This window comes from Parviterribacter multiflagellatus, from assembly GCF_056863265.1.
The window spans coordinates 361,133-383,357 of sequence record NZ_JBXPIZ010000004.1; the positions used below are offsets into that span (position 1 = coordinate 361,133).

17 protein-coding genes are annotated in these 22,225 nt (G+C 72.1%); 10 read left to right on the top strand and 7 right to left on the bottom strand.

Features of this window, described 5'->3' with window-relative positions:
- Nucleotides 1-675 (bottom strand): DUF6916 family protein, encoded by a 675-nt coding sequence (locus tag AC1UE5_RS11135; protein WP_482923151.1) that lies wholly within the window; start codon nucleotides 673-675, stop codon nucleotides 1-3.
- An 84-nt stretch (nucleotides 676-759) separates the two neighbouring features.
- Here AC1UE5_RS11135 and AC1UE5_RS11140 point away from each other — a divergent pair, with 84 nt between their 5' ends.
- Nucleotides 760-1,050: a DUF6916 family protein gene (locus AC1UE5_RS11140; protein WP_482923153.1), complete on the top strand. Its 291-nt coding sequence runs from the start codon at nucleotides 760-762 to the stop codon at nucleotides 1,048-1,050.
- Here the strand turns inward: AC1UE5_RS11140 and AC1UE5_RS11145 are convergent.
- From AC1UE5_RS11145 to AC1UE5_RS11165, 5 genes are read right to left on the bottom strand one after another with little or no spacing between them, the layout of a single operon-like run.
- Nucleotides 1,047-1,517: a GNAT family N-acetyltransferase gene (locus AC1UE5_RS11145; protein ID WP_482923155.1), complete on the bottom strand. Its 471-nt coding sequence runs from the start codon at nucleotides 1,515-1,517 to the stop codon at nucleotides 1,047-1,049. The genes AC1UE5_RS11140 and AC1UE5_RS11145 overlap by 4 nt on opposite strands.
- Nucleotides 1,514-2,041, bottom strand: coding sequence for a phage tail protein (locus AC1UE5_RS11150; protein WP_482923156.1), 528 nt, complete (start codon nucleotides 2,039-2,041; stop codon nucleotides 1,514-1,516). The genes AC1UE5_RS11145 and AC1UE5_RS11150 overlap by 4 nt, the downstream gene beginning before the upstream one ends.
- A 13-nt stretch (nucleotides 2,042-2,054) precedes the next feature.
- Nucleotides 2,055-2,558, bottom strand: coding sequence for a phage tail protein (locus AC1UE5_RS11155; RefSeq protein WP_482923157.1), 504 nt, complete (start codon nucleotides 2,556-2,558; stop codon nucleotides 2,055-2,057).
- Nucleotides 2,559-2,573: 15 nt separating this feature from the next.
- Entirely contained in the window at nucleotides 2,574-3,071 is a 498-nt protein-coding gene (locus tag AC1UE5_RS11160) for a phage tail protein (RefSeq protein WP_482923159.1), read from the bottom strand.
- A 34-nt stretch (nucleotides 3,072-3,105) separates the two neighbouring features.
- The gene (locus AC1UE5_RS11165) at nucleotides 3,106-12,927 is read right to left on the bottom strand and encodes a tandem-95 repeat protein (RefSeq protein ID WP_482923161.1); all 9,822 of its coding nucleotides are present in this window, start codon (nucleotides 12,925-12,927) and stop codon (nucleotides 3,106-3,108) included.
- 168 nt (nucleotides 12,928-13,095) lie between these two features.
- Here AC1UE5_RS11165 and AC1UE5_RS11170 point away from each other — a divergent pair, with 168 nt between their 5' ends.
- The 9 genes from AC1UE5_RS11170 (at nucleotide 13,096) to AC1UE5_RS11210 (ending at nucleotide 21,367) form a co-directional block, all read left to right on the top strand.
- Nucleotides 13,096-13,419 (top strand): cupredoxin domain-containing protein, encoded by a 324-nt coding sequence (locus AC1UE5_RS11170; protein WP_482923163.1) that lies wholly within the window; start codon nucleotides 13,096-13,098, stop codon nucleotides 13,417-13,419.
- Nucleotides 13,420-13,531: 112 nt separating this feature from the next.
- Complete coding sequence (gene icmB / locus AC1UE5_RS11175; RefSeq protein ID WP_482923165.1) at nucleotides 13,532-13,945, top strand: coenzyme B12-dependent isobutyryl CoA mutase small subunit; 414 nt, start codon at nucleotides 13,532-13,534, stop codon at nucleotides 13,943-13,945.
- Nucleotides 13,946-14,023: 78 nt separating this feature from the next.
- Nucleotides 14,024-14,815, top strand: coding sequence for an electron transfer flavoprotein subunit beta/FixA family protein (locus AC1UE5_RS11180; protein ID WP_482923167.1), 792 nt, complete (start codon nucleotides 14,024-14,026; stop codon nucleotides 14,813-14,815).
- Nucleotides 14,815-15,789, top strand: a complete 975-nt coding sequence (locus AC1UE5_RS11185; protein WP_482923169.1) for an electron transfer flavoprotein subunit alpha/FixB family protein — start codon at nucleotides 14,815-14,817, stop codon at nucleotides 15,787-15,789. The genes AC1UE5_RS11180 and AC1UE5_RS11185 overlap by 1 nt, the downstream gene beginning before the upstream one ends.
- A 59-nt stretch (nucleotides 15,790-15,848) precedes the next feature.
- Nucleotides 15,849-17,537: an electron transfer flavoprotein-ubiquinone oxidoreductase gene (locus AC1UE5_RS11190; protein ID WP_482923171.1), complete on the top strand. Its 1,689-nt coding sequence runs from the start codon at nucleotides 15,849-15,851 to the stop codon at nucleotides 17,535-17,537.
- A 73-nt stretch (nucleotides 17,538-17,610) separates the two neighbouring features.
- Nucleotides 17,611-18,357, top strand: coding sequence for a CARDB domain-containing protein (locus AC1UE5_RS11195; protein WP_482923173.1), 747 nt, complete (start codon nucleotides 17,611-17,613; stop codon nucleotides 18,355-18,357).
- A 21-nt stretch (nucleotides 18,358-18,378) separates the two neighbouring features.
- Entirely contained in the window at nucleotides 18,379-18,588 is a 210-nt protein-coding gene (gene rpmE, locus AC1UE5_RS11200) for a 50S ribosomal protein L31 (RefSeq protein WP_482923175.1), read from the top strand.
- An 8-nt stretch (nucleotides 18,589-18,596) separates the two neighbouring features.
- Nucleotides 18,597-19,559, top strand: a complete 963-nt coding sequence (locus AC1UE5_RS11205; protein WP_482923177.1) for a DUF1385 domain-containing protein — start codon at nucleotides 18,597-18,599, stop codon at nucleotides 19,557-19,559.
- A gap of 212 nt (nucleotides 19,560-19,771) precedes the next feature.
- Nucleotides 19,772-21,367, top strand: a complete 1,596-nt coding sequence (locus AC1UE5_RS11210) for a GGDEF domain-containing protein (RefSeq protein ID WP_482923179.1) — start codon at nucleotides 19,772-19,774, stop codon at nucleotides 21,365-21,367.
- Nucleotides 21,368-21,373: 6 nt separating this feature from the next.
- Here AC1UE5_RS11210 and AC1UE5_RS11215 read toward each other — a convergent pair whose 3' ends face one another.
- Nucleotides 21,374-22,204: an EamA family transporter gene (locus AC1UE5_RS11215; RefSeq protein WP_482923181.1), complete on the bottom strand. Its 831-nt coding sequence runs from the start codon at nucleotides 22,202-22,204 to the stop codon at nucleotides 21,374-21,376.
- Nucleotides 22,205-22,225 lie beyond the last annotated feature (21 nt).

A 22,225-nucleotide genomic window follows, 5' to 3' on the forward strand; every position in this document is an offset into this window, starting at 1 on the left:
CTAGATGCCGCGGCGGCGCTTGGCGGCGCTGGCGCGCTTGCGCTTGGCCGCGGCGGCCCGCCTGGCGCGCAGCGTCGCCCGGCGGCGGCGTGCGAGCTCGGCGCGGCGCTTGGCGAGCGCGCGCCTGCGGCGCTTGGCCGCCTTGCGCTGGGCGGTCGCCTTGCGCTCCTGCCGCGCGGCGAACGCGGTGACCGCCGCGGCGGCCGCCTCCGGGTCGCCGGGCCGGGCCGGCGGCGGCTGGTGGCCGGGCGTGGGGGCCGGCGGATCCTGCGGGGCGCCGACCGAGCGGTCGACGACGACCTCGTAGCGCTCGCCCCCACCGACCGGCACGACGAACAGCTCCACCCGCCCGAGGCGCGGGTGCACGACCTGGTGCGTGCCGGCGGCCAGCGCTCCGGCGGGGCCGGCGAACGTGAGCGAGAAGGCCTGGTCGTGGCCGCGCATCGCGGTGGTGCCGTGCGCGCCCGCGAGATCCTCCACCGCCGCGAGCGTGAAGGCGCGGCCGCCGATCGTGAGCTGCTCGCCGACCAGCGGCAGGTACGTCCTGCGCAGCAGGTGGCGCGGGGTGCCGCCGGCGGCGGCCTGCGCGACCGCCAGCGGCCCGGCGAACAGCGTGGTCATGCCGGTCGCCGCGCCGAGCTTCAGCGCCTGCCGGCGCGTCAGGGAAGCGCTCAAGGTCAGCAGACGGTACGAACGTCCGTCACCGGAAGCCATACGTCATCCGTCCTCTCAACGCCGTTCATCTCTAGGATCTGGCGCGTGACCGCGCCACTGACCGTCGAGGACTTCCGGCCCGCGGAGGGCGAGTCGTTCGCCCTCGACGCCGGGGAAGCCGGCGCCGTCATCCTCACGCTGCGCGAGGCACGCGGCCTCGGGCGCTCGTTCCAGGACCGCGAGGCGTTCGTCCTCACCTTCACCGGGCCCGCCGAGCCGTACCTCCCGCAGGCGACCTACCGCATCACGCACGAGCGGGTCGGCGCGCACGACATCTTCATCGTGCCCGTCGCCCAGCGCGACGGCGGCTTCGAGTACGAAGCCAACTTCGTCTAGGCGCGCCACTCCATCCGCACGTAGACGCCCTCGTCGGCCGCCGGGCGGAACCCGAGCCGCTCGTAGAGCCCCAGCGCGCGGTTCATCCGCTCGACGTGGATGGAGAGCAGCTTGCCGGCCGCCCCCGCCTCGTCCATCAGCGCGCGCAGCAGCGTCCCGCCGGCGCCCGCGCCGCGGTGCTCGTCCAGCAGCGCGATGTCCACGATGCGGATCTCGCGCTCCCACCGGGCGACCAGCAGCTGGCCGGCCGGCTTGCCGCCGACCAGCACCACGTCGCTCGTCATCCCGTGGTAGTGCTGGCCGTAGTGCTGCTTGCGCGCGGCGTACTGCTGGGCGACGAACGCGGCCTTCTGCGCGTCGCTCCACGGGACCATGGCCAGCTCCTCCGCGCGCGTCGACGCGTACACGCGGAGGAGGAACGGCTCGTCCGCGGCCGTGATCGGCCGCAGCGTGACGGCGGGCGTCACCCGCGCGGCGGGAAGACGCCCTGCATCGCGATGTTGAAGTAGAACGTCAGGTAGGGCTGCATGTTGTTGTGGGGCTGGTCGCCGCCCGTGGGGGCGATCGCCTCCGGGGCCAGCGGCGCGAGCTGGCCGCTCGTCGGCGCCTGGACGTACGCGTTGGAGGACGTCCGCGCGAACGCCATCGCCGGCGTGGGGAACGTGACGTTGCCCGGCGAGGTGGTGCCCTGCAGCGTGTGGTTGTGCGCGGGCATCTCGCTCTCGAGCAGCGTCACCGTCTCGCTGCCACCGGTCTCCCCGAGGTCGTGGAGCGACAGACCCGGGCCCTGGCCGGGGTGCATCGGCGCCCGGCCCTGCAGGTCGGGCAGCGCGAAGTTCGACTTCCCGTTGCCCCCGTAGGTCGTGCCCAGGAGCGAGAAGAGCGCGGTGTTCTGCGAGAGCGGCAGGAGCTGCCCGTCGCACCACGCCCAGCCCCTGGGCGGGAAGTTGAACGGGAAGATCCGGATCTCGGCGACGAAGGGATCGGCCATGGCTGCTGCGCTCCTAGGTCGGCGACGGGAAGATCCCGAAGAGGGAGATGATGAAGTCGACGCACAGGTACGGCTGGAAGTTCGTGTGCGGCTGCGAGCCGCCCACCGGGCTGACGCCCAGCGGCGACATCGCGACGGACGGGGTGGACTGGCGGTAGAGCTCGAGGTTCGGGCTGCCGGCCGGCAGGTTGCCCGTCGGCGACGTGTCCCCGCCCGACCCGCTGTTCGCGAGGAAGGCGTGCGTGTGCGACGGGATCTGCTGGATGGTGAGCGTGATCTCCTCCGCACCGCCCGTCTCGGCCAGGATGAAGCCGTTCCCCATGTGCATCGGGAGGCGGCCGCGCAGGTCCGGCAGGTTGAACGTGCTCTCGCCGTCCCCGCCGTAGGTCGTGCCGATGAGCTGGAAGAGCGTCTCGTTCTCGGAGATCGGGAGCTGCTGGCCTTCGCAGAACATCCACCCGACCGGCGCGAAGTTGCCCGCGAACATGCGGATCTCGCCGACGTACGGCTGTGCCATGAGCTGCGGTCTCCTCTAGTTCGGGCTGGGGAAGATGCCCTGCAGGGCGATGCTGAAGTTCAGCGTCAGGAACGGCTGCATGTTGAGGTGCGCCTGGCTGCCGCCGGTGTTCGTGACAGTCGCGGGCGCCAGCGACGTGAGCGCCGCCGCCGGGGCGTAGCCGTTCCCGAACGGCCCCGGCAGGTTGCCGCCCGGGGCGAGCTGGCTCGGCGTGCCCGACGAGAACGACGCGGCGTGCGGGTGCGTCGGCAGCTCGCTGATCGAGAGCGTGTGCGCCTGCTCGCCCGCGGTCTGGCCGAGCGTGTGGCCCGGGCCGACGTGGATCGGCACCTTGCCCTGGAGGTTCGGGAGCTGGAAGTTCGTGCGGCCGTCGCCGCCGAACGTCGTCCCGAGGAGCGAGAAGAGCGCCTGGTTCTGGTTGATCGGCAGCGTCTGCCCGTTGCACAACGCCCACCCCTTCGGGGCGAAGTTGAAGCTGAACAGGCGGATCTCCGACAAGAACGGCTCAGCCACTGCGGCTCCTCCTCAGATCAGTCGACCGCCGGCGTCAGGCCGCCGGCGGCAGGGTCGGAGTCTGACACGCCGACGTGTTCTCAGCCGCACCGAGATCCTCGAGGACGCCCGACATGCCGAGGTTCCGGTTCATCAGGTAGGTCTCCTCCGGCGGGGCGTACTGCGGGAACAGCAGGTGGGAGGCCAGGTACTGGGCGAACATGATGTCCGAGTCCGGGTCGCCGCTGCCGGCCTGGATCGTGTTCTTCAGCGCCGCGTTGCTCGGGCTGCCGATGTCGGCGCACACGGTCACGGTGTCGGCGTCCGTCGCGCCGGCCTCGACCTTCAGGCCGAAGAACGCGCCGGCCTGGCCGTTGTTGATCGTGTTGCCCTGGACGATGAAGTCCGCGCGGCCGGTGCCCTCGCCGTGCCGGATGTACATGCCGTCCGACCGCCAGCCCTGGACGATGTTGTTGGCGATGCGGACGCGCGCGCTGGCGCCCTGGCTGGCCCGCGAGACGATCCCCTCGCCGCCCGAGTTGAGGACGGTGTTGTTGGTGATCGTCGCGTCGAACGACGTCGTGCCGCCTGGGCTCGCGATCAGGCTGCGGCCCTTGGACGTGGTGAGGTCGTTGTCGTCGATCAGCGCCCGGACGTTCGCGTCGCCCGACGGGTTGACCGTCAGCAGCGCCCCGGCCTCGACCTGGCCGGCGTTCGCCGAGAGGGTGTTCTGGTTGAAGTTCAGGTCGATGTCGGACGCGCTCGTGGCGGCGCCCGTGGTGAGCAGCTGGAACGCGTCGTCGATGTTGCCGGTGAAGGTCGTGCCGGTGACGTCGGCCTTGATGTCGGCCGAGCCGTCGCCGTAGACCTGGACGCCGTCGCCGCCGGCGGAGGTCCCACCCACGCCGGAGGACGCGATCGCGGAGTTGGTGATGTCCAGCTCGGCGGTGCCGCTGTCGTTGTCGAAGCGGACGTTGTCCTGGTAGCTGCTGCTGACGTGGCTGTTCGTGAGCGTCGAGTGGCCCGTGACGTTGTCGTAGTCGAGGCCGCGCTCGGTCAGCGCGTCGCCGTTGTTCGTGATGACCGAGCTCGCGATCTGCACGCCGCCCACGGTCGTCGCGCGGATGCCGTCGTCGTCGCCGTCGTGGACCCGCAGGTGCGAGAGCGACAGGCCGCCGCCGCCGGCGACGTTCGTCGCCGCGATGCCCGCGCCCGTGGACGAGAGGATCTGGCCGCCCGTGCAGGTGGTGGGGGAGGCGTTGGTGCAGGTGCCACCCGCGCCCGTGACGTTCAGGCCGCCGGCGGCGCCGGTCGAGGTGAGGACGATGCCGTTCGGCGCGCCGTTCGAGCTGATGCGCTCGAACGTCAGCTCGCCCGCCCCGATCGTCGTGTTCGTGACCGTCAGCGGCGTGCCGGTGACCGTGGTCAGCGTGTTGTTGACCGCCGGCGGGTCGGCCACGGTGACGGTGCCGCCGCCGGTCGCCGAGAACGCGTTGATCGCGCCGGTGGAGAGGTTGACGCCGCCGTTGAAGCGGATCGTGGCCCCGGTGTTGCCGCTGAGGCTGACGCCGCCGCCGTTGTTCGCGGTGGTGCCGGGCAGGTCGCTGACCTCGCCGTTGAACTCCTTGGTGCCGCCGCTCTGGCCGCTGATGCTCACGGTCTGGCCGGCGTCGTCGCGGATGTCGGCCGCGAGCGTGAAGTTCACCGTCCCGCCGCTGAGCGCGACGGTGGCGCCGGAGGCGTTGCTCACCGTGCCCGCGCCGGCCGTGAACGTGCCCGAGGCGCCGGTCAGGCTGATCGCGTTCGCGCCGCCGTTGGTCGTGAAGGACGACAGCTGCACGTCGAGCGCGTTGCCCGAGCCGCCGATGCTCACGCCGCCGCCGGACGGGTTGGAGAGCCCGCCGGACGTCGCCGTGTTGACCGTCAGCGTCCCGACGTTGGTGCCCGAGAGCGCGAAGCCGCTCGACGCCGTGCCGAAGACCACGCCCTGGAGCGTGTTGTTCGTCGCCGCGACCACGCCGTCGCTGATCGTGGTGTTGCCGCCGCCGGCCGGCACGAGCGTCACGTTGCCCGCGCCGCCGTCGGGGACGATCAGCCCGTGGCGCTGCGTCAGGACCTGCTGGCCGGACTCGAGCGGCAGGCCGCCCGCGTACGAGCCGTCGTACAGGAAGAGCTTGTCGTTGGCGTTGTCCTCGTCACCGCTGCCGCCGGCGCCGTCCAGCTCGGCCAGCGTCTTGAACGGCTGCTCCGACGTGCCGCCGGTCGCGGCGGCCGGCTGGCTCGGGACGTCCGCGTCGACGTACCAGACGCAGTCGGCGCTGTTGAAGGTCAGCGTGCCGGTGTCGGTCCTGTTGCCGAGCGCGTCGTTGTCGTTGACCGTGTACGCGTAGGTGTCGGGCGTCGTGCTGCACCCCTGCGCGGGCTGGTACGTGAAGTCGCCGTCGGCCTCGATGGTGATCTTGCCGCCGCCGGTCGTCGCGGCGTTCGTCACGGGCGTGACGGTCAGCTGGCCGAGGGCGGTGTCCGGGTCGGTGTCGCCGGTGAGCAGGTCGCCGGCGATCTTCTTGTGGACCGTGGTCGGCGCCGTCGCGACGTCGGACGGATCGTCGCTGAAGAGCGTCGTGTTGCCGATCACGCGGTCGGCACCGCTGAACGTCTCGTCGTCGGCGGTCGGCGCGTCGTTCGTGCGGACGACGTCGATCTGCCGCGTGACCTGGTTGCTCAGGTTGTTCGCCGGCTGGCCGTCGTTGACGCGGAACGTGATCGTCCGCTGCGTCGTCTCCGGGTTCTCGGAGGTCGTGCGGTACTTCACCGTGCGCAGCGCGGTCTGGTAGTTGGCCACCGACGCGGCGCCGCTGAGCGTCAGCGTGCCGGTGGGGGCGTCGTACGAGCCGGTGATGCCGTTCTGGGTGGTGAACGTCAGGTCGTCGCCGGTCGCCGGCGTGCCGATCCTGACCGTCGCGCTCGACAGGTTCGCGCTGTCCACGTCCGTGACCGTCAGGTTCGGCGCGATCGCGATCTCGTGGTTCTCCGACGGCGTGTCCTCGGTGTACGTGAGGACCGCCGTGTCGGGCTGCGTCAGCTCCGGCGCGTCGTTGACCGGCGTCACCGTCACGCTCAGCGCGTCGGTGTCGGTCTGCGGGCCGCCGCTGCCGGTGGCGCCGCCGTCGCTGGTCGTGACGGAGATCGACGTCGCGCCGTTGGAGTTCGGCGTCGGCGTGAAGACCAGGCCGTCGAGCGCGGCGTTGATCGCGGCCTTCGTGCCGGAGAACGTCATCGTCGTGTTCGCGGTGCCGTCGCCTGTGGTGAAGGCCAGGCCGGTCGTCCCGCTGAGCGTGAGCGTGCCGCCGGCGGTGGAGAGCGTGACGGTGAGGCTCGCCGCGTCCACGTCGAAGACCGCGATCGCGGCGCCGCCGCTGAGCGTCAGCGTCGTGTCCTCGTCGATCGTCGGGGCGCTCGGCAGCGCGTTGACCGGCGCGTCGTTGACGGCGGTCACGGTGACCGGGACGTCCTCGGCGTCGGTGAGCGTGCCGCCCGCACCGGTGTGGCCGAGGTCGCTGACGTCGAGGTCGAGCGTGTCGGCGCCGGCGTAGTCGGCGCTCGCCTCGTAGGAGAGCGTCGCCAGCGCGGCGTTCAGCTCGCCGACCGTGCCCTCGGCAACGATCTCGGCGTCGTCCGCGCCGTTGCCCGTCGTGAACGAGAGGCCGGTCGTCGTGCCGAGGGTCAGCGTGCCGTTGGTGACCGCGAGGCGCAGGCGGATGTCGTTGCCGCCCGCGTCGGCGTCGGCGAGCGACACGCCGGCGATGGCCTGCGTGCCGTCCTCGGCGGCCGTGATCGACGCCGGCACGGTGAGCACCGGCGCGTCGTTCTGGGCGGTGATCGTCAGCGCCACCGTGTCGGTGTCGGTGAGCGGCCCGGGAGGCCCGGCCGCGCCGAGGTCGTCGGTGACGAGCGTGAGCGTGTCGTCGCCCGCGTAGTGCAGCGTGGGCGTGTAGGTGAGCCCGTCGAGCGCCGCGTTGAGCGCGTTCGGCGAGCCCTTGACGGAGACCGCCGCGGAGCCGTTGGCGCCGCCGGTGATCGTCAGGCCGGTCGTGCCGTCGAGCGTCAGCGTGCCGTGGTCGACGTCGAGGTCGACCTCCAGCTCGCCGGTCGCGGCGTCGACGTTCGCGTCGGTGACGGCGAGCTTGTCGGCGCCGGCGAACGTCCGCGTCGTGTCCTCGTCGAGGGTCTGCGCGCCGGGCACGGTGTTGACCGGGGCGGTGTTCGTCTCGAGCACGGTGATCGCGACGTCCTTGCTCGCGGTCCCGGGGGCGCCGGCGCCGGTGTTGCCCTGGTCGTCGACGTCGACGTCCAGCGTGTCCGGGCCGTGGTAGCCGGCGGTCGGCTCGTACACGAGGCCGTCGAGCGCGTCGTTGACGTTCGCCAGCGTGCCGGTGAAGCGCACCGCCGCGTCCTCGTCGCCGTCGCCGGTGCCGAACGTCAGGCCGGTCGTCTGGGCGAGCGTGAGCGTGCCGTGCGCGACGCCCAGCTCCACCTCGATCTCGCCCGTGCCGGCGTCGACGTCGGCGATCGAGATCTCGGTCGCGGTGCCGGCGGTGAACGTGCGCGAGGCGCTCTGGTTCGCCGTCGTGGTGGCCGGCGCGGTCAGGACCGGCGCGTCGTTGACGGCCGTGACGGTGATCGCCGTCGTGTCGCTCGCGGTCTTGGCGCCGCCGCTGCCGGTGTTGCCGTTGTCGGCGACGTCCAGCGTCAGCGAGGCCGCGCCCGCGTAGTCCGCGGCGGGCTCGTACACCGTGCCCTCGAGCGCGGCGTTCACCGCGAAGGTCTCGCCGCTCAGCGTGACGTGCGCGGTCCCGTCGCCGCCGACCACGACGCCGGCGGTGCTGCCGAGCGTGACGGTGCCGTGTGTGACGGTCACGTCGACGGTGACGCCCGCGGCGCCCGCGTCGACGTCCGCGACGGTGAGCGCGTTGGCGCCGGCGGCGGCGAACGTCAGCTCGCCCTCCTCGGCCACGCTTTCGGCGGCCGGGGCGGAGGCCGTCGGCCCGTCGTTGACCGCGCTCACGGTGATGCCGAGCGTGTCGCTGTCGGTCTCGTTGCCGCCGACGCCGGTGTTGCCCCGGTCCTCGGTCGCCATGGAGAGCTGCGCGCTGCCGCTCCAGTCGGGCGCGGGCGTGTACTTCGCGCCCGCGAGCGCGGCGTTGATGTCGGCGAGCGTGCCCTCGACGTGGACGAACGAGGTGCCGTTCGCGCCGGTGGTGAGGAACGTCAGCCCGGTGGTCTGCGACAGCGTCAGCGTGCCGTTCGTGACGCCGATCGCGGTCTCGATGATCCCGCTGCCCGCGTCGACGTCGGCGATGGAGATCGGGTTGCCGTTGCCCGAGGAGAAGACGAGATCGGTGTCCTCGTCGACGGTCTGCGGGGACGGGAGCTGGTTGACGGGCGCGCGGTTGAGCGCGTTGACGGTGATCGCGACCGTGTCCGTGTCGGTCTCCGCCGGGCCGCCAGTGTGGCCCTCGTCGTCGGTCGTGATCTGCAGCTGGCGGCTGCCGGACGTGCCGGGCGTCGGGGTGTAGACGAGGCCGTCGAGCGCGGCGTTCAGGTTCGCCTGCGTGCCGGTGAACGTCGCGGTGGCGTCGTCGTCGCCGTCGCCGACGGCGAAGGTCAGGCCGGTGGTGCCGCTGAGGTCGAAGGTCCCGCCGCTGACGGTCACCGTCACCTCGAGCGCGTCGCCCGCGGCCGCGTCGACGTCGGCGACCGAGATCTGGCGGGCGCCGTCGAAGGTCAGCGACGTGTCCTCGGTCATCGACTGCGCGCCGGGGACGGTGTTGACCGGCGCGTCGTTGACGTCGTCGACCGTGACCGTCCGCGTGTCGGCCGCGCTGGTCGCGTCGCCGTCGGTGACGGTGAACGAGACCGTGCGGGTCGCCGGGCTCGGCGCGTCGCCGTCGGTGCGGAACGCGACGCTGCGCAGCGCCGTCTCGTAGTCGGCCTTCGAGGCGGTGCCGTGAAGGACGAGCGTGCCCGTGGCCGGCGTCCACGAGGAGACGCCGATGCCGTTCTGCGCGATGAAGGTGAGGTGGTCGGCCGCGTCGTGGTTGGCCGTGATGACGACGGTGGCGCCCTCGAGGCTCGCGTCGTCGACGTCGGCGAGCGTCAGGCCCGGGTCGATGTCGACGGCCGGGCCGTTCTCGGTGTAGGCGGCCGAGCCGGGCGAGGTGTCGAGCGTCGGCGCGTCGTTGACCGGGGCGATCGTGACCGTGCGGGTCGCGGGCGCGCTGTCGAGGGCGCCGTCGTTCACCGTGAGCTCGATCGTGCGGCTCGCGGTCGGGTCCTGCTCGCTCGTGGAGAAGGCGATCGTCCGCAGCGCGGCCTGGTACTGGGCCGTCGTCGCGGTGCCGGTGAGCGTCAGCACGCCGGTGGCGCTGTCGTACGAGCCGGCGATCTCGGGGGTGTCGGCGAAGTCCAGGTCGTCGCCGTCCTGGCGGCCGGCGGCGATCGCGATGCGCGCGGACTCGATCTCCGAGTCGTCGACGTCGGCGACCGTCAGGTCGCCGGCGACGGTCGCGGAGGCGCCGCCCTCGGCGAAGGCGACGTCGCCGGTCGGCGGAGCGAGGACCGGCGCGTCGTTCACCTGCGTCACGGTCAGGCCGACGGTCGCGTCGTCGGTCAGCGCGCCGCCGGTGCCGGTGTTGCCGAGGTCGTCGACCTCGACGCCGATCTCGATCGTGCCGTTGAAGTTCGGGACCGGCGTGTAGACGAGCCCGGCGAGCGCGTCGTTCACCTCGGCGAGCGTGCCGGTCAGCGTGAGGTCGGGCGTGTCCTCGCCCGCGACCACGAGGCCGGGGAGGACGACGCCGGCGGAGAGCCGGCCGAGCGGCAGCATGCCGCCGGACAGGCGCGCGGTGACCGTGACCTGGACGTCGCCGCTGCCCGCGTCGACGTCGGCGACCGCCAGGGCGCCGGGGGCGAACGTGTAGGCCGTGTCCTCGGCGGTCGTCACGGAGACGGGCGCGGTGAGGACCGGCGCGTCGTTGACGCCCGTGACCGTCACGGAGACCGTGTCGGTGTCGGTCTTGGCTGGGGCGGGAGTGTTGCCCTCGTCGTCGGTGGTGAGCGTGATCGTGTCCGCGCCGAAGTAGTCGCCGTGGGGCGTGTAGGTGACGGTCGCCAGCGCCGCGTTGACCTGGGTGAGCGTGCCTTCGACCTCGGTCGACCCGCTGGCGGAGGTCACCGCGGCGCCGGAGCCGCCGGTGACGGCGAAGTCGCCGTGGACCGACGTGAGCGTCGCGGTGATCGTCCCGCTCCCGGCGTCGACGTCGGCGACCGCGAAGCCGGTGATGGCCTTCGCCGTGCCCTCGGCGGTGGTCTGCGGCCCGGGCACGGTGTTGACCGGCGCGTCGTTGCCCGCGGCCAGCGTGACGGTGAAGCCGTCGGTGTCGGACTTCGGCCCACCCGTGCCGTTGCGGCCCAGGTCGGACGTGAGGACGGTGAGCGTGTCGGTCGCCGTGGCGTCCGTGGCGGGCGTGTAGGTCAGGCCGTCGAGCGCGGCGTTGATCTGGGCCTGCGGGCCGGTGAGCTTCAGCGTCGCGCTGTTGTCGCCCGTGACGGTGAGCCCGGCGGCGGTCGCGGGATGGAGCTTGCCGTTCTGCGCCGAGCTGACCGTGACCTCGATCGCGTCGGTGCGCGCATCGACGTCGGCGACCGCGATCTTGTTCGCGCCGCTCAGCGTCAGGACGGTGTCCTCGACGCCGCTCTGCGTCGCGGGCACGGTGTTCACCGGCGCGTCGTTGACCGGGATGACGGTCACGTCGCGGGTGGCCGGGACGCCGAGCTCGTCGCCGTCGTCGACGCTGAAGCGGATCGTGCGGGCGGTGCCCGGGTCCTCGCTCGTGCTGCCGAACGTGACCGAGCGCAGCGCGGACTGGTAGCTCGCGCGGCTCGCGTTGCCGGTGAGCGTCAGGACGCCGCTCAGCGCGTCGTAGCTCGCGGTGATGCCGGCCGGCGGGGTCGCGGCGAGCACGTCGCCCGCGGCGCGGCCGGCGACGATCTGGACCTTCGCGCCGACGAGCTGCGACGAGTCGGCGTCGGTGACCGTGAGCGCGTTGTCGACGACGACGGCGCTGCCGTTCTCGGTGAACTGCGCGGGCGTGCCGCTCGGGCCGGAGACGACCGCGGGCGCGTCGTTGTCGGAGAGGACGGTGATGACGACCGTCTGGTCGCTCACGCCGCCGCGGCCGTCGGACACGCGGTAGGTGAAGCTGTCGAAGCCGTGGAAGTCGCGGTCCGGCGTGTAGGTCAGGAAGGGCGCGGTGCCTGAGAAGGTGCCGTGCGTCGGCGGGACCGTGACCTGGAAGGCGAGGGGATCGAGATCGGGGTCGATCGCGATCAGCGTGACCGGCTCGGTGACGTCCTCGCGCGTGAGCTGCGGCGGCGTCAGCGTGAGCGGCGCGTGGTTGATCGGCGGGCGCACGCGCGAGGCGGCGCTCGACGTCACCGGCACGCGCTGGCCGGTCGTCCCGAGGAGCTTCTCGGTGAAGGGGGAGGGCGCGAGGTCGAGCGCGCGGGCGAGCATCCACGCCAGCACGGAGTCCGAGCGGCCCGCGGCGCGCTCGGCGATCGCGTGGTCGATCTCCTCCGGCGTGGCGGCGAAGCGCTCCAGCCCGACGATCAGCTCGTTGGTGAACTCGAGCAGCCCGGTCGGGTTCGTCGTGTTGGAGACGACGCCTTGGCCGCCGAGGATGTGCGGCAGGTACGTGAAGCTCGGGTCGTCGACGCCGCCCGGGGTGAGCAGGACGCTGACGTTCTTCTCGTCCTTGAGCTGCTCGGCGACGCGGCCGGCGTACGGCGCGTCGAGCACGAGCTTGAAGGTCACCTCGCGGTTGCTCTGGACGAGCGTCTCGAGCTCCTTGCCCGAGATGGTGTGCCACTGGATGCCCGTGCCGCCCGCGGCGCGCAGGCCGACGACGATGCCGGCCGAGCCGCTCTTCGCGCCGCTGCCGGCGACGTACAGGAGCAGGTCGGCGCACCCGCGCGAGATGAGCCGCTGCGCGGCCTCGATCGGCGTGCGGCCGGTGCGGGGCACGTAGCGCTCGGTGGCGAAGCCGCCGTTGAGCTTGGCCAGGCGCGTGAAGACGCGGCCGAGCGCGGCGCGGCTCTTGTCGACGCGCGCGAAGTCGTAGAAGTCGCCCAGCGTGTCGGACACGCGCAGCGCGCACGAGCGCTCGTTGGCCAGCGCGTCGGCGAGCCGCTTCTGCGCATCGCTCGTCGCCGGCGGCGCCTGGGCCGCGCGGGCGGTCGGCGGCTTGGCCGGCTCGGCGGTGCGCTGCTTCCACGGGCGGTCGAAGACGCGGTAGGTCTTGCCGTCGTGGTCGGCCGCGGTGCGGAAGAAGACCGGCAGGCGCCCGTCGAAGAGCGGGACCCAGCGGAGCTTCTCGCTGACGGTCACCTTGCCCGACGCGGCGCCGACGACCACGACGCGGCCCGGATGCTCGTAGGCCTGGCTCGGGCCTTCGTCGGCGTACAGCAGCCAGGAGCGCTCCATCGTCCGCACGACCTGGTCGGCCCCGAACGCCTTCACGCCCGCGCGCGCGAGGCGCGCGGAGACCGACGGGACGCCCGCGGTGCGGGCGGCACTCACGACGGTCTCGGGCCCGGCCTGCGTGACCTCGGTGCCGGCGGGCACGGTCGAACGCAGCGCGAAGACGGTCAGCGCGTCGTCGCCCTTCTCGGCCTCGAGCGCGGACAGGGCCTTCTTGATGGCCTGAGAACGCTCGACGGGAGCGGCAGCCTGCGCACTCGGAGCGGCGAAAGCCGCACCCAGTGACGCGAGGATCAGCGCCGCTCCCCAACGGGGAGACACCGGGGCGACCTTCATGATGCGTGAACGTAGTTGCTTCCCTGCGCCGAACGCAAGCGTGTTTCCAGGAGTGGACGGATGTTCGGCGTACATTCTGGAGTGACGCATCGGCGCGGCGTGATCCAGACTTGAACCCGTCGCGTAATCTCCGACGGAACGCCCCCCCGCCGTCCCTGAGGAGAGACCGTGAAGAAGCTCGTTGCCGGCTGTGCCGTGGCCGCACTCGCCGCTGCCGCCGCCGTGCCGGCGTTCGCCGCGACGAAGTCGATCAAGGTCGACGACAACGTCTTCTCGCCCAAGTCGGCGTCGGCGAAGGTCGGCGACACGCTGAGCTTCCGCTGGGTCGGCGAGGCGCCGCACAACGTCAAGACCTCCAAGGGGCCGCAGTCGTTCGGCTCCAAGGTCCAGCGCTCGGGCACCTACAAGGTCAAGCTCAAGCGCGCCGGCTCCTACACCATCGTCTGCACGATCCACCCGGGCATGCAGATGTCGCTGCGCGTCAAGAAGTAGCTCGCGCCACAACCGGCGGCGCGGCGGCTGTGCTGCCGTGACACCGCTTCATGTGACGTTCTCGTAGACTCCCGCGCGCTCGCCACGCGAACGTGGTGGCGGGCAAGCGACCATGCCTGCTGTCCCTTCCGGCAAGAAGATCCGCGTCGTCGTCGCCAAGCCTGGCTTGGACGGCCACGACCGTGGGGCCAAGATCATCGCGCGCGCGCTGCGTGACGCGGGGATGGAGGTCATCTACACCGGCCTGCACCAGACGCCGGAGCAGATCGTCGAGACGGTGCTGCAGGAGGACGCCGACGCCGTCGGCCTCTCCATCCTCAGCGGGGCGCACATGACGCTGGTGCCGAAGGTCGTCGAGCTGCTGCGCGAGCAGGAGGCCGGCGACGTGCTCGTGACCGTCGGCGGGACGATCCCCGCCGACGACATCCCCGAGCTCAAGGAGCTGGGCGTGGCAGAGGTCTTCACGCCCGGTGCGCCGACGCAGGACATCGTCGACTTCATCCGCAGTTCCGTATCCGACTCGTAGCTTTCCACCTTGGTTGACTGACGAGTCAGTCGGCTTGGGTACGATCACGAACGTCCGTTTGCCCAGAGGAGGCCTGAAGTGAAGATCTGCGTCCTGGTGAAGGAGGTGCCGGACGCCGCCGTCGACAAGCGGATCAACCCGTCGACGGGGCGCCTGGAGCGCGGGGGGGAGAAGAACCTCAACCCCTACGACACCCACGCCATCGAGGCAGCGATGCAGCTCAAGGAGGGCGGCGCGGTGCAGGTCGACGAGATCGTCGCCGTGACGATGGGCCCGGAGAGCGCCACGCGCGCGCTCCACAAGGCCGTCTCGCTCGGCGCCGACCGCTCGATCCAGCTCACCGACGACGCGCTGGCCGGCTCGGACGTCCAGGCGACGGGCTACGCCCTCGCCGAGACGCTCCGCAAGGAGAGCCCCGACCTGGTCCTCCTGGGCCAGCAGTCGGACGACGGCGAGTGCTACACGATCGGCGCGATCGTGGCCGACAACCTGCAGATGCCGTCGCTGACGCAGGTCATCAAGATGGACGTCGCCGACGGCGGCCTGCGCTGCGAGCGCCAGGCCGAGTACGGCTACGACACCGTCCAGGTCGAGCTCCCGGCCGTCATCTCGGTCGGCGACGCGATCAACGAGCCGCGCTACCCGTCGCTGAAGGCGATCATGGGCGCGAAGAAGAAGCCGCTCGAGAAGGTCGGCGCGGGCGACGTCGGCATCGACACCGGTCGTGTCGGCGCCGAGGGCTCGCAGGTCCAGTGCGGCGACTTCAAGGCTCCGCCGCAGAAGGCCGCGGGCACCATCATCGAGGACGAGGACACGAACGAGACGGTCGAGAAGATCGTCGCGTGGCTGGACGAGAGGAAGCTGATCTGATGGCCGGGATCCTGGTCTACGCCCTCCACTACGAGGGCGCGTTCAACAAGAACTCGCTCGGGGCGGTCTCCGAGGCGGCCCGTCTGGCGTCCGAGCTCGGCACCGAGGCGCACGCGCTGGTGCTCGGCGGCGACGACCTGACCGACGACCTGGTCGGCCAGCTCGGCAACTACGGCGCGTCGAAGGTCTACCGCGTCAAGGGCGAGGAGGGCCTGGCCCAGCCGGTCGTCGACGCCATGGCGAAGGTCATGACCTCGGGCGGCCACGACTACGCCATCTTCGGCGGCGGCCTCCTCGGCTTCGAGATCGGCGCCGGCCTCGCCGCCCGCCTCAACGCGGGCGTGACCATGGAGGTCACCGCGGTCAACGTCGAGGGCGGCAAGCTCGTCGCCGAGCGTCCGATCCTGGGCGACTCGTCGATCTCGACGTCCCGCTACAAGGGCAAGGGCATCATCATCGGCCGCCTCAACGCGTTCGAGGCGACCCAGTCGGGCGGCTCGGCGTCGATCGAGGACGTCACCGTCGAGTTCTCGGCCTGGTCGAACAAGGCCAAGATGATCCAGCGCGGCGAGCAGCGCGGCGCCGACGTGGACATCGAGGGCGCCGACATCCTCGTCGCCGGTGGCCGCGGCCTCGGCAAGGCCGAGGGCTTCGAGCAGCTCGAGGAGCTCGCGTCCGCGTTCGGCGGCAACTCGGCCGTCGCCGCGACCCGCGCGGTCGTCGACGCCGGCTGGTTCCCGTACGCGGGCCAGATCGGCCAGACCGGCAAGACGGTCGCGCCGAAGCTCTACCTGGCCGCCGGCATCTCCGGCGCGATCCAGCACAAGGTCGGCATGCAGGCCTCGGAGAACGTCGTCGCGATCAACAAGGACGCGAACGCCCCGATCTTCGAGTTCTCCGACCTGGGCATCGTCGGCGATCTCAACAAGATCGTGCCGAAGCTGATCGAGGCCGTGAAGGCCAAGAAGGGCTGATCCAGATGGCTGGAGCGAACGGTCGAGGCCCGGTGGCCCCGTCGGCGTACCCGCCGCCGGTGGACAGCCAGAAGGAGTTCATCAAGCGCGGCCTCGATCCCGAGGACGAGCTGATCGAGGTCGGGGTCGCGATCGTCGGCGGTGGCACGGCGGGGTTGGCGTGTGCCAACCGCCTGCTCCAGCTGCTGGCCGATGACCCCGAGCTCATGGAGCAGCTGGGCGAGGTCCCGGTGGCGGTCATCGAGAAGGCGAAGGTCTGCGGCGGCCACACGCTGTCGGGCGCGGTCATGCGCCCGGGGCCGCTGCAGGAGCTCTTCCCGGACCTCACGCGTGAGGACTGGCGCAAGGAGGGCTTCGCCTTCGGCGAGGTCAAGAAGGAGGCGGTCTACATGACGCCGACCTCCAAGATGGCGATCAAGATCCCGCCGCCGCCGCCCTTCAAGAACCACGGCAACGAGGTCATCTCGGTCTCGGCCCTCGCTCGGTACCAGCAGCAGCAGGCCGAGGAGGGCGGCGCGTACGTCCTCACCGAGACCTCCGCGACGCAGCTCATCGTCGAGGACGGCCGCGTCGTCGGCGTCCGCTCCGGCGACAAGGGCCGCGGCAAGGAGGGCGAGGAGCTCGGCAACTTCGAGCCGGGCACCGACATCAAGGCCAAGGCGACCGTCCTGGCCGAGGGCTGCTGGGGCCACCTCACCGGCGCCGCGATCCGCGAGTTCGACCTCGCCAAGGACCGCGAGACGCAGACGTGGGAGCTGGGCGTCAAGGAGATCTGGAAGGTCCCCAAGCCGCTCGACCGCCTGATCCACACGATCGGGCCGTGGCCGCTGTCGATCTCCGCCAAGTACGGGCAGATCGGCGGCACCTGGCTCTACCCGATGAAGAACGAGAAGACCGGCGAGGACCTGGTCTCGATCGGCTTCGTCGTCGACCTCGAGTACGCGGACGCCACCACGTCCGCCCACGACCTGCTGCAGACGTTCAAGCAGCACCCGCTGGTCAAGAAGATCCTCGAGGGCGGCGAGCGGGTCGGCTGGGGCGCGAAGGCGCTCCCGGGCGGCGGCTACTGGTCGATGCCGAAGGTCGCGATGCCGGGCGCCGTGCTGGTCGGCGACGCCGCGGGCATGGTCGACACGGTGGCGCTCAAGGGCGTCCACCACTGCATCAAGTCGGGCATCCTGGCCGCCGAGGCGATCTACGCCGGGCTGAAGAAGAACCAGACGACGTTCGACTCGTACGCCGAGGCCGTCGAGGAGTCGTCGATCGGCAAGGAGCTCTGGCAGGTCCGCAACACCCGCCAGCCGTTCCAGAAGGGCTTCCTCGCCGGTGGCCCGATCGTCAACCTGGCGATCGCCACCAAGGGCAAGCTCCCGCCCGGCCGTCTGTCCTGGCACCGGCAGGACAAGAAGCCGATGTTCATCGGCAAGACCAAGGACAAGTACCCCAAGCCGGACGGCAAGTACACGTTCGACAAGCTGTCCTCGGTCTACATCACCGGCAACCAGACCCGCGACGACGCGCCGAACCACATCCGCGTGCAGAAGCGCGTCCCGCGCGAGGTCGCCGAGACCTGGGTGTGGATGTGCCCGGCGGGCGTGTACGAGATCCCGGAGGACGCGCCCGAGACGGGCAAGGTCGACGTGATCGTCAACTACACCAACTGCGTGCAGTGCGGGGCGATCACCGCCAAGGGCGGCCGCCTCACCACGCCGGAAGGCGGCGACGGCCCGCTCTATCAGCTGACGTAGGCGCCAAGCGCGGGTCACCGCGCTGACAAACCGCGCAACAAAGGGGGCGCGGCGCTGTTTCGGACCACCGAGCATGCGTCGCGCCCCCTTCGTCGTCCTCCTGTCCCTCCTGTTCGTCCCGACCGCCGCCGCGCAGGGCCCCGCAGACCCGGTCACCTCGCCGCCGCCGCTGAAGGCGTCGCTCGCCGCCTGCGTGAGCGGCGCGACGCCGGACGAGCGGTTCGCCCTCTTCACCGGCTCGATGCCGGCCGCCGTCGGGACGACCCGGATGGCCATGAGGTTCGACCTCTACGTGAGGTCGAGCCCTGGGCGCGCGTGGGCGCAGGTGCGCCACAAGGGCTTCGGGCGGTGGGAGCGCTCGCTCGCCGGCAAGAGCGGGTTCGTCTACACCAAGCGCGTCGAGCGGCTCAAGCCCGCGGCCGAGTACCGCGCCGCCGTGCAGTTCCGCTGGTACGACGCCGACGGCCTGCAGAAGCAGACGACGCGGCGCACGCCGGTGTGCGAGCAGCCGGACCAGCGGCCGAACCTGACGATCGAGCTGCTCGATGCCGTCACCGCCGCGGACGGCGCGACGACCTACACGCTGCGGGTCGGCAACGACGGGCCGACGGCGGCGCCGCTCTTCACCGTCGAGCTGCTCGGCGAGACCGAGCCGGTGCGGCGCACGCTGCCCGGGCTGCCGGCGGGCGAGACGGCGACGGTCGAGCTCGTCGGGCGGCGCCCGTGCACGCCCGCGGCGCCGATCCAGTTCCGCGTCGACGCGGACGACGAGGTCGAGGAGTCCAACGAGCGCGACAACCGCTCCAGGCGGCTGTGCTGACGGCCGATAGACTCACTTGTCATGAAGACCGGAATCCACCCCGACTACGTCGAGTCCCGCGTCACCTGCACGTGCGGCAACACCTTCGTGACCCGGTCGACCGAGCCTGAGATCCACGTCGAGATCTGCTCCAACTGCCACCCGTTCTACACGGGCCGCCAGAAGCTCGTCGACACCGGTGGCCGCGTCGAGCGGTTCAAGCGCCGCGCGGCGAAGAGCACGCAGAAGTAAGACGTGCGATGACCGAGCGGGCCGCCGCCCAGCCGGGCGACCGCCCGCTCGTCGCGCAGCAGGACGCACCCATCGGGGGCCAGGCGGTCCTCGAGGGCGTGATGATGCGCGGCGTCTCCACGTGGGCCGTCGCCGTCCGCAGGCCCGACGAGTCGATCGACGTCCAGTCGTTCCCGCTCGTCAGCGTCCTCAAGAAGCACCGGCTGCTGCGGCTGCCGGTCGTCCGCGGCAGCGTCGCGCTGGTCGAGTCGCTCGCGATCGGCATGCGGGCGCTCGGCATCTCCGCCAACGCGCAGGTGGGCGAGGGCGAGAAGGAGCTGTCCGGCAAGGGCTGGGCGGCGACGATCGCGTTCGCGCTCTCGCTCAGCGTCGGGCTCTTCTTCCTGCTGCCCGCGACGCTCGCGTCCGTCTCGGGCGCCGGCGACGACAACGGCCTCGTCTTCGTGGTCGTCGAGAAGGCGATCCGCATCGCGATCTTCCTCGGCTACCTGTACCTCGTCTCGCGGATGCGGGACCTGCAGCGCGTCTTCGAGTACCACGGCGCCGAGCACAAGACGATCTCGTGCTACGAGGCCGGGCTGCCGCTGACGCCGGCGAACGCCCAGCGCTTCTCGCGCCTGCACCCGCGCTGCGGCACGAGCTTCCTGCTGATCGTCATGATCGTGGCGATCTTCGTCTTCGCCCCGTTCGGCAAGCTCGAGCTGCACTGGCTGCTGCTCTCGCGCGTGATCGGCATCCCGATCGTCGCGGGCCTGGCGTTCGAGGCGATCAAGTGGTTCGGCCGCAACCGGGCCAAGCGGTGGGCGCGCGTGCTGATGTGGCCGGGCATGCAGCTCCAGCGCCTGACGACGCGCGAGCCCGACCTCGCGCAGCTGGCCGTCGCGATCGCGGCGCTCGAGGCGGTGCTCGCCGTCGAGTCGCCCGAGGCGGTCGACGAGGCCGACCGGCTCGGCATCGAAGTCGCCGCGTAGCGGCGCACGCGGGCGCCGAGCCGCTCAACCGGGACACGCGCGTGCCGAAGGAGGGTGCGCAGGCGCCCTCATCGCCTCCTGCTCGCCGAGACGGCCGCTCGCCATGCGGCCGGTCTGCGGCGGGCGAAACGGGGCAGCGATGACCCTCTCCGCGCACAACCTCCCTGCAAGGGCGCCATAAACCTGCGGCGCTGACCGCCGATCACAGGGAGGTGCGCGCACCGCGGCTCCTCCTGCTCGCGAACTGGCTGCTCGTCGCGGGGTTCGCGACGTGGACGCTCGTGCGCGCGGGCGCCGAGGCCGGGCCGCTCCATCCGGCGACGCTGGCCTACCAGGCCGCGCACCTGCTGGCGTTCGCCGCGGTCGTGCGACGCGCGCGGACGTGCCCGCGCGAGCGCGCGGCGTGGACGGTCGTCGCCGCCGGCATCGCGCTCTACCTCGCCGGCGACGTCTACTGGTCGATCGCGCTCACCCACCTCGACGACCCGCCCTTCCCGTCGCCCGCCGACGCGCTCTACCTCGGCTTCGCGCCCTGCGTCTACCTCGGCGTGGTCTTCCTCCTCCGTGCCCGCTTCGTCGGCCTCCAGGGCCGCCTGCTGCTCGACGGCGTCATCGCGACCGTCGCCACCGCCGCGGCCGGCTCGGCGATCGTCTTCCCCTACGTCATGTCCGAGACCGGTGGCGACACGCTCACGGTCGCGACGAACCTCGCGTACCCGCTGCTCGACATCGTGCTCCTGGCGGTCGTGGCCGGCGTGTTCGTGCTCGCCGGGCGGCGCGTCGGCGCGACGTGGCTGCTGCTCGGAGCGGGCCTCGTCGTCTTCGCGGTCAGCGACCTGATCTTCCTCGCGCAGAGCGCGCGCGGCACGTACGTGGAGAACACGTTCCTCGACGTGGGCTGGATCGCCGGCACCGGCCTGCTCGCCCTCGCCGCGTGGCAGCCGTCGCTGCCGGGCTCGGCCGAGCGGCTCGGCCGGTGGACGCTCGCGACCGTCCCGGGCGTCGCCGCGGTGATCGTGCTCGGCATCCTCACGCTCGACCACTACCACCGGCTCGACGAGGCGCCGATCCTCCTGTCGGTCGCATGCGGGGCGCTGCTGCTCGTCCGGTACGTCCTCGCGCTGGTCGACGGCACGCGGATGATCGCCACGTCCCGCGAGGAGGCTGCGACGGATGCGCTGACCGGGTTGCCGAACCGGCGCGCGCTGACGCGCGACCTCGAGCACGCGCTGGCCTGGCGGCAGTCGGGCCAGGAGCTCGTGTTCGCGATCTTCGACCTCGACGGCTTCAAGGCGTACAACGACCGCTTCGGCCACCCGGCAGGCGACGCGCTGCTCGCGCGGCTGGCCGAGCGCCTGCACGCGGCGGTCGCGGCCGACGGCCAGGCCTACCGGCTGGGCGGCGACGAGCTGTGCGTGCTCCTCCGCGGCCGCGGGCCGCGGGCGCTGGCCGCGGCGCGGGCGGCGCTGGTCGAGGAGCACGCCGGCGTCCGGATCGCGGCGTCCGGTGGCGCGGTGCGGCTCCCCGTCGAGGCGGGCGACGTCGCGCAGGCGATGCGGATCGCGGACGCGCGGCTCTACCAGGACAAGGCCTCGCGGGCGGCTGCCGGCCTGCGCAACACGACCCGCGACGAGGAGAGCTCGCGGATCGTGCAGATGGTCTACGAGGCGCTGCTCACCGACCGGCCGTTCCGGCGCGCGCTGGAACCGGCGGCGGCGCTGGCCGAGCTGGAGCGCAACGCGGGCACGCTGTTCGACCCGGACGCCGTCGCGCGCTTCACGGCGACGTTCCGCCGCGACGCCGCGTAGGCGCGCTCAGACGGCGAGCAGGACCGTGCCGACCACGGCCGCCGCGACGCCGATCTGCTGCGGGCGCGCGAGCCGCTCACCGAGGATCGCGAACGCCAGCGCGACGGTCACGACGGTGGCCAGCGACGAGAGCACCGCGACGATGCTGATCTGACCGCGCGCGGTCGCCTCGGTGTAGGCGATCGTGCCGAGCAGGAGCAGCGCGCCGGGAATGGCGAGCAGCGGCGCGCTCTGCGGGCGGAACGTCGCGGGCGTGCGCAGGACCATGATCCCGCCGACCAGCAGCACGACGACCGCCAGGCGCGCGTCGAGCAGCGCCCACTCCGAGCCGTCCTGCGCGGCCTCGGGGAGCGCGATGAGGAAGCCGCCGAAGCCGGCCGCCCCGAGCAGCGACCAGCCGAGGAACGCGGGCGACGGCGCGGGGCCGTCCGCCGGCTTCTGCGCGGCGAGCACGGCGCCGGCGACCGCGAGCAGCACGCCGCCGACCTGGTGCGTGGCGAGCGACTCGCCGTTCCCCAGGCCGTACAGGACCGGGAACGTCGTCCCGAGCGCGCCGATGGCCGCCGCGATCGACACCGGCCCGAGCTGCGCGGCGCGGTAGAAGCACGCCAGGCCGAGGATGTTCCCGACCCCCGCGACGATGCCGATCGCGACCGCGTGGCCGGGCGGCGGCGACTCGCCGGAGGCGACCACGAGGGCGAGCGCGCCGACCAGCGCGGCGAGCTGTCCGATGAGGAGGACGGCGGCGACGTGGTGGCGGCGTCCGAGGAGCGGTCCGAGGAAGTTCGACGTCCCGTACGCCACAGAGGTCCCGAGCGCGAGGACGATGGCGAGCACCCCGCCTAGACTGGCAGGCGC